The organism is Nocardioides sp. P86 (assembly GCF_023712465.1).
In the GTDB taxonomy this organism is placed as follows: Bacteria; Actinomycetota; Actinomycetes; order Propionibacteriales; family Nocardioidaceae; genus Nocardioides; species Nocardioides kribbensis.
The window spans coordinates 529,306-543,553 of record NZ_JAMAYE010000001.1; the positions used below are offsets into that span (position 1 = coordinate 529,306).

Consider the following 14,248-nt stretch of genomic DNA (forward strand, 5'->3'; position numbering starts at 1 on the left):
ATAATGCTCAGGTGGCGACAGCAGCAACTATCCCTGCATCCCGTCTGCACGGGCACCATGACCGACCGAGCATGGTCAGCGTCGGGACAATCATCTGGCTTTCGAGCGAGCTGATGTTCTTCGCGGCCCTGTTCGCGTCGTACTTCACGATCCGCGCGGTGAGCCCGGAACTGTGGGCCGAGAACACGGCGGTCCTCGACGTGCCGTTCGCCTCGGTGAACACCACGATCCTGGTCCTCTCCTCGCTGACCTGCCAGCTCGGCGTCTTCGCCGCGGAGCGGGGCCAGGTGGGCCGTGCCGGCTCCCTGCTCCAGTTCCGCAAGTGGGGTCTGCGCGAGTGGTTCTTCCTCACCTACGTGATGGGCGCGATCTTCGTCGGCGGGCAGGCGGTGGAGTACGCCAACCTGGTCCAGGAGGGCATCACCATCCAGGACTCGGCGTACGGCTCGATGTTCTACCTCACCACCGGCTTCCACGGGATCCACGTGACCGGCGGCCTGATCGCGTTCCTCCTCGTCCTCGGTCGCACCTACCTGGCCAGGCGGTTCACCCACGAGCAGGCGGTCAGCGCGATCGTCGTCTCCTACTACTGGCACTTCGTCGACGTGGTCTGGATCGGTCTGTTCGCCACGATCTACCTGGTGAAGTGACCGATTCCTACACAACAGATGTAGAGTTTTCTCAACAGACGACAGAGGATCTACTGTGCGCTTCCTGAACCGCTCCGCCGGACGACTCTCCCGGCACCGTCGTGGCCGCCTCGCGGGCCTGATGATGCTGGTCGTGGGTCTGCTGCTCACCGGCAGCATGTACGCCGCCTTCGCGCCGGCCCAGGCGGAGAGCACCGACACGCAGGCCGCCGACGTCGAGGCCGGCCGCGAGCTGTTCCTCATCGGCTGCGCCTTCTGCCACGGGCAGAACGGCGAGGGCCAGTACACCGTCAACGGCGACCAGATCGGCCCGAGCCTCGTGGGCGTCGGCGCCGCGGCGGTCGACTTCCAGGTCGGCACCGGCCGGATGCCGATGGCCCAGCCCGGCCAGCAGGCCCCCCGCAAGCCGGAGTCCTACAGCGACGAGGAGACCGCCCAGCTGGCGGCCTACGTCGCCTCGCTCGCGCCCGGTCCGGGCATCCCCGACGAGAGCGACTACAGCCTCGAGGGCCTCACCGCCGAGGAGCAGGAGGCCGCCATCGTCCGCGGTGGCCAGATCTTCCTCACCAACTGCACCGCCTGCCACAACTTCGAGGGCGCCGGCGGGGCCATGCCCCGCGGCGGCTACGCCCCCACCCTGCGGGGCGTCGAGCCGAAGTACATCTACGAGGCCATGCTGACCGGCCCGCAGGCGATGGACAGCTTCTCCAACGGCAACATCACCCCTGACGAGAAGCGTGACGTCATCGCCTACCTCGGCTCGCTCGAGGAGTCCCCGCAGTACGGCGGCTTCGGCCTCGGCGGCCTCGGCCCCGTGGCCGAGGGCCTCTTCGCCTGGGTCGTCGGCATCGGCGCCCTGGTCGGCTTCGCCATCTGGATCGCAGCCCACACGACCCGCTCGAGCAAGAAGAAGGTGAGCGCGTGACCACGACGCACGACTCCCAGGGAGGCGGCGCCGGACTCGAGCAGAGCTCCGACGGCCACCACCTCCCCGCGCTCCCGCCCGAGGAGCCGCTGGCCAACCCCGGGCTCCCGGAGCACACCTGGCGTCCCACCGACGTCGACCCCAAGGCCGAGAAGCGCGCCGAGCGCCAGGTCGCGGTGCTGTTCGGCCTGTCGGCCGTGTGCACCGTGCTCTTCGTCGTCGGCTACATCGCCCTCGGCATCGGTGACAACCACGACACGGTGCTCAACTACGGCGCCTCGACCGTGGTGCTCGGCACCACCCTGGGCGGTGCGCTCCTCCTGATCGGGATCGGCATCATCCAGTGGGCCCGCAAGCTCATGGCCGACCACGAGATGGTCGAGATGCGCCACCCCGCCCGCTCCTCCGACGAGGACCGCGAGGTCACCCTCAAGGCCCTCAACGACGGCCTCGAGGAGTCGGGCATCGCCCGACGCCCCCTGGTGCGCAACTCGCTGCTCGGTGCCGTCGGCCTCCTGGGCGCGCCGGCCATCGTGCTGCTGCGCGACCTCGGCCCCACCCCGAGCCAGGCGGCCGCCGCCGACCCCGAGAGCGGTGGCCTCGAGCGCACCATCTGGGCGCCCGGCATGCGCATCGTGCGCGACGTCGTCGGCACCCCGATCCGTGCCTCCGACCTGGAGATCGGTGACCTCGTCAACGCCGAGCCCGAGGCCATCTTCCCGACCGAGGAGAACGGCTACCCCGAGATCGAGGGCGTCGAGCTCAACGTCGCGAAGTCGAAGGCCGCGGTCATCCTGCTCCGCATGGACCCCGACGAGATCATCCCCGGCGAGGGCCGGGACAACTGGACCGTCGACGGCATCACCTGCTACTCCAAGATCTGCACCCACGTCGGGTGCCCGATCTCGCTGAACGAGCGCACCACGCACCACCTGCTGTGCCCCTGCCACCAGTCCACCTTCGACCTGGCCGACTCCGGCCGCGTCATCTTCGGCCCGGCCGCCCGGCACCTGCCGCAGCTGCCGATCATGGTCGACGACGAGGGCTACCTGGTGGCGCAGAGCGACTTCACTGAGCCCGTCGGGCCCAGCTACTGGGAGCGATCCCACGAAGACATCGGCGATCAAGGCGAGGCTGACCTATGAGCATCGACACCAGCAAGGTCGCGACGACCACCTCCGGCGCCGCGGCGACGGCCAAGCCCAACCGGGCCGGCGCCGTCGCGAACTGGGCGGACGAGCGCCTCGGCCTCGGCACGCTCGCGAAGAAGAACCTGCGCAAGGTCTTCCCCGACCACTGGTCCTTCATGCTGGGCGAGATCGCCCTGTGGAGCTTCGTGGTCCTCCTCCTCAGTGGTGTCTTCCTGACGCTCTGGTACGTCCCGAGCATGGGCGAGGTCCACTACGAGGGCTCCTACAACCAGCTGCGCGGGATCGCGATGTCGGAGGCCCTGGCCTCCACGCTGCACATCTCCTTCGACGTGCGCGGCGGCCTGCTGATGCGCCAGATGCACCACTGGGCCGCGATGCTCTTCATCGCGTCGATGATGATCCACCTGCTGCGCGTCTACTTCACGGGTGCGTTCCGCAAGCCCCGCGAGCTCAACTGGGTCATCGGCTCGCTGCTGCTGCTCCTGGGCACGCTGGAGGGCTTCACCGGCTACTCGCTGCCCGACGACCTGCTCTCCGGCACCGGCATCCGGGCCGCGGACGGCTTCATGAAGTCCATCCCGGTGGTCGGCACCTACCTGTCGTTCTTCCTCTTCGGCGGCGAGTTCCCGGGTGAGTCGATCATCCCGCGGCTCTACACCATCCACGTGCTGCTCATCCCCGGCCTGCTGCTGGCCCTGATCGCGGCCCACATGCTGCTGCTCGTCTACCACAAGCACACCCAGTGGCCCGGTCCCGGACGCACCGAGGAGAACGTCGTCGGCTTCCCGATGCTCCCGGTCTACGCCGCGAAGGCCGGCGGTTTCTTCTTCATCGTGTTCGGCGTCTGCGCCATGATGGGCGGCCTGCTGACCATCAACCCGGTGTGGAAGTACGGCCCCTACGACCCGACGAAGGTGACCGCGGGCTCCCAGCCCGACTGGTACATGGGCTGGCCCGACGGCGCGCTGCGCATCATGCCGGGCATCGAGTCGCACATCTTCGGCTACACGATCGCGTGGAACGTGTTCCTCCCGATCATCGTGCTGCCGGGCCTGATGTTCACGATCCTGCTGATGCTGCCCTTCATCGAGTCGTGGATCACCGGCGACAAGCGCGACCACCACCTGCTGGAGCGCCCGCGCAACGCCCCGACGCGCACCGCGATCATGGTGGCGCTGATGACCTTCTACGGCCTCATGTGGGCCGCGGGCGGCAACGACATCATCGCGATCAAGCTGAACCTGAGCATCAACCAGATCAGCTACTTCATGCGGGTGGCCGTCTTCGTCGGCCCGCTGCTGGCCTTCTTCATCACGCGTCGCTGGTGCATCTCGCTGCAGCGTCACGACGAGCAGAAGCTCCTGCACGGCTACGAGACCGGCATCATCATGCGCTCCCCCGAGGGCGGCTACAGCGAGCGTCACCTGCCCATCTCGGAGAGCGCGGCCTACACCCTCACCGCCCGCTCCCGCGAGGAGGTCTACGACCCCGAGGCGCAGACCGACGCCAACGGCGTGCCGGCCCCCGGCGGTCGCCTGGCCAAGCTGCGCGGACGCCTCTCCACGCTGTGGTACGCCGACAACGTGCAGAAGCCGACGGCGGCCGAGCTCGAGGAGGCCCACCACCACGCGGAGCACGAGCACCAGCTCCAGGGTGCGATGGAGGGTCGTTCCGCCGACGGTCACCAGTTCGACGGTCACCACGCCGTCGAGGGCGAGACGCTCCGCGGCGACCACTGATCCACCCGCACCACCACGACGAAGGCCCCGGACCGATCGGTCCGGGGCCTTCGTCGTACCCGCTCCCCTCCCCCACCGCGCCCACCGCGTGTACGCGTGCCAGGCCCTCCCTCGTGCGCGGGGTGAGCCCCGGACGTCACAAACGGAGCACCGAGGGGCGGCACCGGCCTCAGAGGGTGGGTGTGGCGTGGAGTCCGTCCGCACAGCACCACGGGACACCGGAGACGGCGCCCGGGGCGCCGCAGAGCGGCCTCAGAGGGCGGAGGCGGCCCGGTAGTCGGCGTAGGAGGCGTTCCAGTCGCCGTAGCCGTTGTCGAGCGTCATCGGGCGGTCGGTGCCGGTGTACTCGACGACGTCGCCGCGCAGCGTCATGGCGTAGAGCCAGGCGGCGTTCTCGGTGCTCATGCCCGTGCAGCCGTGGCTGACGTTGGCCGAGCCCTGGGACGACACCGACCACGGGGCGGCGTGGATGAACTCCCCCGAGTAGGTCAGCCGCATGGCGTACTGGACGTCGGCGATGTCGTAGGCCTCCGCGCTGCCCGCGGCGATGCCGACGGTCTCGGAGTTCATGCGGCGGCTCTCGAACTTCTCCATGATCACCTTCGTGCCCGACCGGGTGGTGAACCCGGCCTTGCCCGTGGTGATCGGGATGGTGCGCAGCAGCTCGCCGTTGCTGAAGACCTGCATCTGGTGGGTCCGGGCGTCGACCTTGTAGACGTGGGCGTCACCGACCGTGAAGTCGATGTCGCGGTCCTCCTGGCCGTAGATGCCGCCGCCGGCGTCGACGCCGTTGATGTCGACATCGACGCTGACCTTCGTGCCGGCCTTCCAGTAGGTCTTCGGCCGGTAGTGCACCTCGGAGTCGCTGAGCCAGTGCCACGTGCCCGGCTGCGCCGGGGTCGCCGTCACCGACATCGCCCGCTCGATCGCTGCGCGGTCGGTCACGGGCAGGTCGAAGGTCACCACGACGGGCATACCGACGCCGACGGTCTCGCCGTCGAGCGGTGCGACCGAGGGGAACGTCTGCTGGTCGAGGGTGAGGTCGGCCGTCGTGAAGCGCGTGACGTCGCGGACCGGCTCCCCCGCCCCGTCGTGGGCGAGCGTGGTGACGGTGTAGGGGGTGCCGGGCTCCAGCCGCTCGGAGGCCTTCCAGGACGCGGCGTCGTCGGCCATGGCGCCGGCGACCGGCCCGGCCGGGGAGGTCACCTTGACCGAGTCGAGCTCGGCGTGGGCGACGGTCACGGCGACGAGGGTGTCGACCGGCACGTCCTGGGCGGCCTTGCGCACGTTGGCCGAGACCGAGGCGGGGGCCGCCTGCGAGGTCTCGTCGGTGCCCGACCGTCCCGGCGCGGTGTCGCTGCCGGCGCCCGCCTCGGTCTGTCCCGCGTCGCAGGCGGTCAGGCCCACGCAGGCCGCCAGGGCCAGGGAGGTCATGACGGCCGCGCTCGACCGGCGGGCGCGACGGGGCAGGCTGAGCGACATGCGGGCGACTCCAGGAGGACGACGTCCCGGATCCTCCGGGACAGGTGGTGGCGTGGGCCCGGCAGGGCCGCTCCTCCAGGGTAACCGCGCAGAGTAAAAAGACCGACTCCGCACGCCGGACGGCGTGCGGAGTCGGTCACTGCGCGGTGCGGTCCGTGCGGGACCTCACGACGGGGTCTGCCTCAGTGGGCGTGCTCCCCGCGGTAGAACTCGAAGATCAGGCCGCAGGTGGCCACGGCGCCGAGCACGGTGCCGATGATGAAGAGCCACCACGCGCCCATGGCGATCGCGAACACCATCACGCCCAGGGTCAGCGCGGCCCACAGCGGCCACCACGAGTACGGCGGGAAGAAGCCCAGCTCGCCGGCGCCGTCGGCGATCTCGCCGTCCTTGCGGTCCTCGGGCCGGTCGTCCATCTTCTTGGCGTGGAAGCCGAGGTAGATGGTGACCATGAGGGTCAGCAGGGTGGTCATGGTGAGCGCCGAGGTGCCCGTCCAGTCGCCACCGGTGCTGCCGGCCTCGGTGATGAACCAGTAGGCCGGGGTGACCAGCACCAGGAAGATCGTGCAGATCGCGAAGATCCAGGCCTCGGCCTTCATCGCTGGGTACCTCCGTCGGTGCCGTGGTCGTCGGTGCCGGTCTGACCGCGCCGCTCACGCAGCAGGTCGGCACGGCCCTCCATGTCGGGTGCGTCGGCGAACGAGCCGCTGTCGGCGGCGGCGGCGTTCTGCTCCATCTCCATCGCCGCGATCTCCGGGTGGTGCAGGTCGAAGGCGGGCGACTCCGAGCGGATCCGCGGCAGCGTCACGAAGTTGTGGCGCGGCGGCGGGCAGGAGGTGGCCCACTCCAGCGAGCGGCCCCAGCCCCACGGGTCGTCGGTCTCGACGAGCGGGGCGTTGCGGGAGACGTAGACGTTGTAGAAGAAGGGGATCATCGAGGCGCTGAGCAGGAAGGCGCCCACGGTCGAGATCTGGTTCAGCGTCGTGAAGCCGTCCTCGGGGAGGTAGTCGGCGTAGCGACGGGGCATGCCCTCGACACCGAGCCAGTGCTGCACGAGGAAGGTGAGGTGGAAGCCCACGAAGAGGATCCAGAAGTGGAGCTTGCCGAGCCGCTCGTCGAGCATGCGGCCGGTCATCTTGGGCCACCAGTAGTAGAAGCCGGCGAACATCGCGAACACGACGGTGCCGAAGACGACGTAGTGGAAGTGCGCGACCACGAAGTAGGAGTCGGAGACGTGGAAGTCCAGCGGCGGGCTGGCCAGGATGATGCCGGTGAGACCACCGAAGAGGAAGGTCGTCAGGAAGCCGATCGACCAGAGCATCGGGGTGTCGAAGGACAGCGAGCCGCCCCACATCGTGCCGATCCAGTTGAAGAACTTCACCCCGGTCGGCACGGCGATGAGGAAGGTCATGCCGGAGAAGAACGGCAGGTCGACCGCGCCGGTCACGAACATGTGGTGCGCCCACACCGCCACCGAGAGGATCGCGATGCCGAGCGTGGCGCCGACCAGGCCGACGTAGCCGAAGAGCGGCTTGCGGCTGAAGACCGGCAGGATCTCGGTCACGATGCCGAAGAACGGCAGCGCGATGATGTAGACCTCGGGGTGGCCGAAGAACCAGAACAGGTGCTGCCACAGGATCGCGCCGCCGTGGGCGGTGTCGAAGACGTGGGCACCCAGCTGCCGGTCGGCCTCGAGGGAGAGCAGCGCGCCCGCGAGCACCGGGAAGGCGATGAGCACCAGCAGGCTGGTGATCAGGGTGTTCCAGACGAACAGCGGCATCCGGAACATGGTCATGCCCGGAGCACGCATGCAGATGATCGTGGTGATGAAGTTGACCGCTCCGAGGATCGTGCCGAGACCGGCCATCCACAGACCCATGATCCACAGGTCGCCACCCACGCCGGGCGAGCGGACCGCGTCGGAGAGCGGGGTGTAGGCGAACCAGCCGAAGGAGGCGGCGCCCGAGGGCGTCAGGAACCCCGACGCGGTGATGAGGCTGCCGAAGAGGAACAGCCAGTAGCTGAACATGTTCAGGCGCGGGAACGCCACGTCGGGCGCACCGATCTGCAGCGGCATGATCACGTTGGCGAACCCGAAGAACAGCGGGGTCGCGAAGAGCAGCAGCATGATCGTGCCGTGCATGGTGAAGAGCTGGTTGTAGAGCTCGTCGTTGACGACCTGCTGGCCGGGGTAGGCCAGCTCGGAGCGGATCAGCAGCGCCATGACGCCACCGATCAGGAACCACGCGAACGACGTGATGAGGTACAGCTTGCCGATCAGCTTGTGATCGGTCGTGGTCATGATCGTGACCAGCTGCTGGCCCAGCTGCTTGCGCGGCTGGCCCTGCGGCGCCGACGTGGTCGGCTGTGCTGCGGTGGCGGTCACTCTGCTGCTCCCTCGGTCTCGTCGGTGGGGGCTCCGGCCTGCGTCCGGACGAACTCGCCGCCGGTGATGGGTGCGTCGGTCTCACGACCGGCGTCGACCAGGGTCTGCAGGTAGGCGTCGTACTCCTCCTGCGGGACCACCTGGACGTTGAAGAGCATCCGCGAGTGGTAGGTGCCGCAGAGCTCGTAGCACTTGCCGGCGAACTCGCCGAGGCGCTTGGGCGTCACCTGGAAGGAGTTGTCGCGACCGGGGATGACGTCCATCTTGATCAGGAAGCCCGGCACACCGAAGTCGTGGATGACGTCGGGCGAGCTGAGCTCGAAGCGCGTGGTGGAGCCCTCCGGCACGTAGAGCGTCGGGATGTAGCCGGCGGTGCCGGCCTCCCACACGTAGCGGTCGGTCTCGGAGACGCCGTCGCCGTTCTCGTCGTCGAGGGCGTAGTTGAACGCCCACGACCACTGGAAGCCCACGACGCCGATGGTCTGGTCGGGCGGGGTGTCCTCGTCGAGGACGATGTTCTGCACACGCACGGTCTGGGCGAAGAACACGATCACCATCATGATCGGCGCGACGGTGTAGAAGATCTCCAGCGGCAGGTTGTAGCGCGTCTGCACGGGGATCTCGTCGTCGCTGCGCCGGCGGTAGCGCACCACGACCCAGAAGATGAGCCCCCACACCACGACGCCGGTGACGAGGGCCGCGATCCACGCGCCCTGCCACAGGTCGAGGGTGTGCTCACCCTGCTCGGTGACGGGCTCGGGCATCGCCAGACGCCGCGCCTCCGAGGAACAACCGGACATCAGCAGCACGCCGAGGCCGAGCGCGGCAGACAGGCCGAGGCGGCGTGCACCGCCTCGACTCACAGCTGAGCGCTGGGGAAGCCACAGACTCACGAAAGAGCCTTCCTCTCAAGCCATCTTGGGTAGTTCTCAGAGTACTTCACCGCCCCCTCACGGGGGGAGCAGGGTGGCCTACGGTTGCCACCGTGACCGACTCCGCGCCGCGACCGGCCGCGACCTACCTCGACGCCGCGTCCGGCGAGCCCCTCCATCCTGCCGCGCGCGAGGTCGTGCTCGCCGCGCTCGAGCGGGGCTACGCCGACCCGCGCCGCCTGCACGGGCCCGCCCGCGACGCCCGGCTGCTGCTCGACAACGCCCGCGCCGTGGTGGCCGAGTGCCTCGGGGTCCGTGCCGACGAGGTCAGCTTCACCGCCTCGGGCACCGACGCGGTGCACCGCGGGCTGCTGGGCCTGCTGCGGGCCCGCGCCCGCAGCGGCGACCGGGTCGTGCTGCCCAGGGTCGAGCACTCCTCCGTCCTGCACGCCCTGGAGTGGGCCGGGGCGAGCGCCGAGACCCTCGAGGTCGACCGGCTCGGTCGTGCCGACCCGGCCGCGCTCGCCGCGGCGGCCTCGGCGCCCGGGACCGCGCTGGTGGCGCTGCAGTCGGCCAACCACGAAGTCGGCACCCGCCAGCCCGTGGCCGGTCTCGTCGCGGCCCTGCGCGCGGGCGGCAGCGACGTGCCCGTCTTCGTCGACGCCCGGGCCTCGGCCGGTCGCGAGGACCTGCCGCCCGGCTGGGACGTCGCCGCCGCCTCGGCCCACCTGTGGGGCGGGCCCGCGGGCGTGGGGGTGCTGCTGGTGCGCCACGGCACGGGCTGGGTGAGCCCCTTCCCCGCCGATGACCGCGTCGACGAGCGCACCTCCGGCTTCGAGAACGTGCCGGCGGCGCTGGCCGCTGCCGCCGCACTGCGCGCCGTGGTCGCCGAGAGGGCCGAGGTCGATGCGCGGCAGCGCCGGCTCGTCGACCGCATCCGGGCGGCCGCGGCGGCCGTGCCCGACACCGAGGTCGTCGGCGACCCCGAGGACCGGCTGGCCCACCTGGTGACGTTCTCCTGCCTCTACCTCGACGGCGAGGCGCTGGTCACCGCGCTCGACCGACGGGGCTTCGGGGTGGCCAGCGGCTCGGCCTGCACGGCCTCGACCCTCGAGCCGAGCCACGTGCTGGCCGCGATGGGCGCCCTCACCCACGGCAACGTCCGGGTGTCGCTGACCGCCGCGACCACCGAGGACGAGGTCGAGCGCTTCGTGGCCGCGCTGCCCGAGGTCGTCGCCGACCTGCGGGCCGAGGTCGGCCTGTGACGCGGGGCCCCGACCCGGACGAGGCGCCCGGGCAGGGGCCGGGCCAGGTGCCGGGCGAGGACCCGACCGCGGTCGCCCTCGAGCTCGACTGCCGCGGCATGGTCTGCCCCGCGCCGGTGATCGAGCTGGCCCGCCACGTCGGCGACGTGGCGCCCGGCGAGGTGGTCGCAGTGGTCGCCACCGATGTCGCGGCCCGCGTCGACGTGCCGGCGTGGTGCCGCATGCGCGGGCACCACTACGTCGGCGCCGACGACCTCGGCGACGGCGCGGTGCGGCTGCGGGTGCGCCGGGCCTGAGCCCGGCCGACGGCGGGCGGGCCCGCCGGCACCTCAGGCCAGGCGGGCCAGGTGCGGAGCGACGTCGGCGGCCGCCTCCGCGCCGTAGGAATCCTCGAGGCGGCCCAGGAACTGCTCGGAGGTGAAGGAGTACTCCTGCGTGCCGACGGTCTCGACGACGTAGGCCGCGAGCACGCAGCCGACCTGCGCGGAGCGCTCGAGGCCGAGCCCCCAGGCCGCGGCGGCGAGGTAGCCCGCACGGAAGGCGTCGCCGACCCCCGTGGGCTCGACGGCGGTCACGCCACGGGCCGCGTGGAGCTCGATCGGCTCCTCGCCCGCCCGCAGGATCCGCACGCCCTCGGCGCCCAGCGTGGTGACCTGGGTGCCGACGCGGTCGAGCACCTCGGCGCCCGACCAGCCGGTCTTCTGCTCGATCATCGCCGACTCGTACTCGTTGGAGAACAGGATGGTCGCGCCGTCGATGAGGTCGCGGATCACGCCACCCTCGGCGAAGGCCAGCTGCTGGCTGGGGTCGGCGATGAAGGGGTAGCCGCGCTGACGGCACTCCTCGGTGTGGCGCAGCATGCCGTCGGGGTCGTCGGCGCCGATGAGGACGTAGGCCGGGGCGCCGACCTTCGCCACGATCGGGGCGAGCTCCAGCAGGCGGGCCTCGCTCATCGCGCCGGGGTAGAACGACGCGAACTGGGCGCCGGTCGTGTCGGTGGTGCACACGAAGCGGGCGGTGTGCTTGCTCTCGGAGATGCGCACGTGGTCGCAGTCGACGCCGTGGCGCTCCAGCCAGGAGCGGTAGCCCGCGAAGTCCTCGCCGGCCGCTCCGACCAGCACCGGGCGCAGGCCGAGGCGGCCCAGGCCGAAGCTCATGTTGGCGGCCACTCCCCCGCGACGGATCTCGAGGTCGTCGACCAGGAAGGACACCGAGAGCTTGTCGAGCTGGTCCACGACCAGCGAGTCGGCGAACCGGCCGCCGAAGCCCATCAGGTGGTCGGTGGCGATCGAGCCGGCGATGAGGAGCGCGGCGGGAGCGTCGACGGGGGCGTCGGCAGAGGTGGGAGGCACGTCGGCGAACACTACCCGCGGGTACTCCTGGGAGTACCCGTTGGTAGCCCCTAGCGTCGATCGCATGACTGCTGACGCCCGCGCCGACCGGCTCGCCCACGCCGACCTCGCCAGCCCCGTCGACATGCGCCGCGACTGCGTCGAGGTCGGCCGCAACCTGGGCCTGGCCGACGCCCTCGACCGGGTCGGCACCCCCGCCCCGGGCCTCACCTACGACCGCTACCCCACCGATCTCCCCAAGCGTGAGATCGCGATCTCCGAGGCCGCCCAGCGGCTGGCCAACGCGCTGCACCTGCACCTCGACTGACCTGCGGACGGGGCGCCCGGCCCCGTCGTCGGACCGGGTCCGCTCGCCGACGGTGCCGTCGGACCTCCGGCGGTGGGCCGCCTGCGGGTCGGACGCGCCCGCCGGCAGCGGCCGGTGCGGGTGCGGCGGCGGCCCGTCGGAGTGGCGGCGAACGACACGCCGGCGGTCCGTCGACCTGCCGTCTGCCGCCACGTCGCGCGACCGAGCAGCACCACCGGCCCTACGACTGGGGCCCGAGGCCCGGAGCCCGCTTCCGGCCGGCCCCACGGGCTGACGTCGCACGCCCGGGACCATCCCTCGGGTCGAGGCGGTCGGCGGTGCGGTGACCTGTCGGACGCCGTCTCGCCCAGGGCTGCCCGCCTCGACGAGCCCCACGACGGAGACCGCGACCACGGGCCCCGGGCCCGGCGCTGACCACGGCTGACCCGACGACGAACGCCCCCGACCGGAGGTCGGGGGCGTTCATCGTCCCGCAGCCGGTGTCGGCCCTCAGGGGCCGTCCGGCGCGTCTGCTGCCGCGGTGCGGCTCAGTGGAAGGAGTCGCCGCAGGCGCACGAACCCGTCGCGTTGGGGTTGTCGATGGTGAAGCCCTGCTTCTCGATGCTGTCGACGAAGTCGATCATCGCGCCGTTGAGGTAGGGCACGCTCATGCGGTCGACCACGACGGACACGCCGTCGAAGTCGGTGACGACGTCGCCGTCGAGGCTGCGCTCGTCGAAGAACAGCTGGTAGCGCAGGCCCGAGCAGCCACCGGGCTGCACGGAGATGCGCAGCGCGAGGTCGTCGCGGCCCTCCTGCTCGAGGAGGCTGTTCACCTTCGCAGCCGCCACCGGGCTGAGGTTGATGCTGTCGGTGCGGCGCTCCGTGGTGGTCTCCACCTGCTCGGTCATGTCTGTGGCTCCCGATCGTCGAGGGTGCGAGGGTGTCGCCCCGGGGAGGAGCGACGTCTACGTTCTCCTCAATGGTCGCACACCTGCGGCTATTCCCCCGCCGGTCGGCGCCTCAGCGCGACCAGGTGCGGGCGACCCGCTCGGCGAGCTCCGCCAGGGCCCCGGCGGGGTCGGCGAAGGCGCGCTCCTCGCCCACCAGGTCGACCAGGGAGTACGCCGACTCCACGCCGAGGGCCCGCATCTCGCGCGAGCCGACCAGCACCTGCCCGGCCAGCGCGACGCAGGGCCGCAGCGCCTGCTGGGCGACGTCGGCCACCCCGGAGGGCACCTTGCCCGCGCGGCTGGAGAAGTCGAAGGCGCCCTCGCCGGTGAGCACGAGGTCGGCGGCCCGGGCCCGCTCGGCGAGCCCCACGGCGTCGACGACCAGGGCGATGCCGGGCTCCCGGGTGGCCCCGAGCAGCAGCAGCGCGTGACCGAGGCCCCCGGCGGCCCCGGCGCCCTTCTCCAGCGACGTGCGCCGGTCGGTGGCCCCCGCCCACTCCTCGAGCCAGCCGTCGAGGACCGGCAGCCGGTCCTCGCCGACGCCCTTCTGCGGACCGAAGACCTTGGTGGCCCCGAAGAGGCCGGTCAGCGGGTTGTCGACGTCGGAGGCGGCGACCAGCCGCACGTCGCCGACCCGCTCGCGGGCAGCGTCCAGGTCGACCTGCGTGACGCCGGCCAGGCCCGCGGGCCCGGCGTCGAGGGCGACATCGGCGGTGGCCCCCAGGGCGGCGAGGAGGCCGGCTCCCCCGTCGTTGGTGCCGCTGCCGCCCAGACCGAGGACCACGGTGGAGACGCCGGTGCCCAGCGCGGCCTCGAGCAGCTCCCCCACCCCGCGGGTGGTGGCGCTCTCGGCCCCGGCGGCGCCGGTGAGGTGCAGTCCGCAGGCCTGCGCGGTCTCGACGTACGCCGTGCCGTCGAGCACCAGCACCGTGGCCGGCGTGGGCGCACCGGTCGGGCCGGTGACGGTCACCGCCAGCAGGTCGCCGCCCCGCGCGGCGTGGAGGACGTCGACGAAGCCGGGCCCGCCGTCGGACATGGGCGCCAGGTCGACCTCGTCGTCGGGCGCCTGCCGGCGCCAGCCGCGCGCGACCGCCTCGGCGGCCTCGACCGCGGAGAGCGTGCCGGCGAACTTGTCGGGAGCCACGAGGATGCGCATGCGACCATCCTCACACCCTGCGACGTGCGGC

14 protein-coding genes are annotated in these 14,248 nt (G+C 71.3%); 7 read left to right on the forward strand and 7 right to left on the reverse strand.

Going from position 1 to position 14,248, the window contains the following annotated elements; translation table 11 throughout:
* Positions 1-44 precede the first annotated feature (44 nt).
* From M3673_RS02455 to M3673_RS02470, 4 genes are all read left to right on the forward strand, one after another.
* Positions 45-650, forward strand: a complete 606-nt coding sequence (locus M3673_RS02455) for a heme-copper oxidase subunit III (protein ID WP_227489313.1) — start codon at positions 45-47, stop codon at positions 648-650.
* A 121-nt stretch (positions 651-771) separates the two neighbouring features.
* The gene (locus tag M3673_RS02460; protein ID WP_056862923.1) at positions 772-1,575 is read left to right on the forward strand and encodes a cytochrome c; all 804 of its coding nucleotides are present in this window, start codon (positions 772-774) and stop codon (positions 1,573-1,575) included.
* Positions 1,572-2,720 (forward strand): ubiquinol-cytochrome c reductase iron-sulfur subunit, encoded by a 1,149-nt coding sequence (locus M3673_RS02465; protein WP_056862451.1) that lies wholly within the window; start codon positions 1,572-1,574, stop codon positions 2,718-2,720. Before M3673_RS02460 ends, M3673_RS02465 begins: the two co-directional genes overlap by 4 nt.
* A complete protein-coding gene (locus M3673_RS02470) occupies positions 2,717-4,465 on the forward strand; it encodes a cytochrome bc complex cytochrome b subunit (RefSeq protein WP_193664872.1) in 1,749 nt (582 codons plus the stop codon). The genes M3673_RS02465 and M3673_RS02470 overlap by 4 nt, the downstream gene beginning before the upstream one ends.
* A 252-nt stretch (positions 4,466-4,717) precedes the next feature.
* On the opposite strand, the gene M3673_RS02475 is transcribed toward M3673_RS02470, so the two are convergent.
* From M3673_RS02475 to coxB, 4 genes are all read right to left on the reverse strand, one after another.
* Positions 4,718-5,947, reverse strand: a complete 1,230-nt coding sequence (locus M3673_RS02475) for an Ig-like domain-containing protein (RefSeq protein ID WP_251531268.1) — start codon at positions 5,945-5,947, stop codon at positions 4,718-4,720.
* A gap of 182 nt (positions 5,948-6,129) precedes the next feature.
* Positions 6,130-6,546, reverse strand: a complete 417-nt coding sequence (locus M3673_RS02480) for a cytochrome c oxidase subunit 4 (RefSeq protein WP_056862448.1) — start codon at positions 6,544-6,546, stop codon at positions 6,130-6,132.
* Complete coding sequence (ctaD, locus tag M3673_RS02485; RefSeq protein WP_374108185.1) at positions 6,543-8,273, reverse strand: cytochrome c oxidase subunit I; 1,731 nt, start codon at positions 8,271-8,273, stop codon at positions 6,543-6,545. Before ctaD ends, M3673_RS02480 begins: the two co-directional genes overlap by 4 nt.
* Positions 8,274-8,329: 56 nt before the next feature.
* Positions 8,330-9,097, reverse strand: coding sequence for a cytochrome c oxidase subunit II (coxB, locus tag M3673_RS02490; RefSeq protein ID WP_228942166.1), 768 nt, complete (start codon positions 9,095-9,097; stop codon positions 8,330-8,332).
* 221 nt (positions 9,098-9,318) lie between these two features.
* On the opposite strand from coxB, the gene M3673_RS02495 reads away from it, so the two are divergent.
* Positions 9,319-10,470 carry an aminotransferase class V-fold PLP-dependent enzyme gene (locus M3673_RS02495; RefSeq protein ID WP_251531270.1) on the forward strand — a complete coding sequence of 384 codons (1,152 nt, stop codon included), beginning with the start codon at positions 9,319-9,321 and terminating at the stop codon, positions 10,468-10,470.
* Positions 10,467-10,766, forward strand: a complete 300-nt coding sequence (locus tag M3673_RS19525; RefSeq protein ID WP_251531272.1) for a sulfurtransferase TusA family protein — start codon at positions 10,467-10,469, stop codon at positions 10,764-10,766. Before M3673_RS02495 ends, M3673_RS19525 begins: the two co-directional genes overlap by 4 nt.
* Before the next feature lie 33 nt (positions 10,767-10,799).
* Here the strand turns inward: M3673_RS19525 and M3673_RS02505 are convergent, their stop codons facing one another.
* Positions 10,800-11,741, reverse strand: coding sequence for a carbohydrate kinase family protein (locus M3673_RS02505; RefSeq protein ID WP_251532764.1), 942 nt, complete (start codon positions 11,739-11,741; stop codon positions 10,800-10,802).
* Positions 11,742-11,886: 145 nt separating this feature from the next.
* Between M3673_RS02505 and M3673_RS02510 the strand changes: the two genes are divergently transcribed.
* On the forward strand, positions 11,887-12,129 hold the full coding sequence (locus M3673_RS02510) for a hypothetical protein (protein WP_251531273.1): 243 nt from the start codon (positions 11,887-11,889) through the stop codon (positions 12,127-12,129).
* 527 nt (positions 12,130-12,656) lie between these two features.
* On the opposite strand, the gene erpA is transcribed toward M3673_RS02510, so the two are convergent.
* Together erpA and M3673_RS02520 are read right to left on the reverse strand one after the other, a co-directional pair.
* Positions 12,657-13,019 (reverse strand): iron-sulfur cluster insertion protein ErpA, encoded by a 363-nt coding sequence (gene erpA / locus M3673_RS02515; RefSeq protein ID WP_056862443.1) that lies wholly within the window; start codon positions 13,017-13,019, stop codon positions 12,657-12,659.
* Positions 13,020-13,131: 112 nt separating this feature from the next.
* Complete coding sequence (locus tag M3673_RS02520) at positions 13,132-14,217, reverse strand: glycerate kinase (protein ID WP_251531275.1); 1,086 nt, start codon at positions 14,215-14,217, stop codon at positions 13,132-13,134.
* Between the last annotated feature and the right edge of the window lie 31 nt (positions 14,218-14,248).

Bases quoted from the DNA above. Each gene is read 5' to 3' on its own strand.
- M3673_RS02460 (WP_056862923.1), top strand. From the start codon at position 772: ATGATGCTGGTCGTGGGTCTGCTGCTCACCGGCAGCATGTACGCCGCC.
- M3673_RS02470 (WP_193664872.1), top strand. From the start codon at position 2,717: ATGAGCATCGACACCAGCAAGGTCGCGACGACCACCTCCGGCGCCGCG.
- M3673_RS02475 (WP_251531268.1), bottom strand. From the start codon at position 5,947: ATGTCGCTCAGCCTGCCCCGTCGCGCCCGCCGGTCGAGCGCGGCCGTC.
- M3673_RS02480 (WP_056862448.1), bottom strand. From the start codon at position 6,546: ATGAAGGCCGAGGCCTGGATCTTCGCGATCTGCACGATCTTCCTGGTG.
- coxB (WP_228942166.1), bottom strand. From the start codon at position 9,097: ATGCCCGAGCCCGTCACCGAGCAGGGTGAGCACACCCTCGACCTGTGG.
- M3673_RS02505 (WP_251532764.1), bottom strand. From the start codon at position 11,741: ATGGGCTTCGGCGGCCGGTTCGCCGACTCGCTGGTCGTGGACCAGCTC.
- M3673_RS02510 (WP_251531273.1), top strand. From the start codon at position 11,887: ATGACTGCTGACGCCCGCGCCGACCGGCTCGCCCACGCCGACCTCGCC.
- erpA (WP_056862443.1), bottom strand. From the start codon at position 13,019: ATGACCGAGCAGGTGGAGACCACCACGGAGCGCCGCACCGACAGCATC.
- M3673_RS02520 (WP_251531275.1), bottom strand. From the start codon at position 14,217: ATGCGCATCCTCGTGGCTCCCGACAAGTTCGCCGGCACGCTCTCCGCG.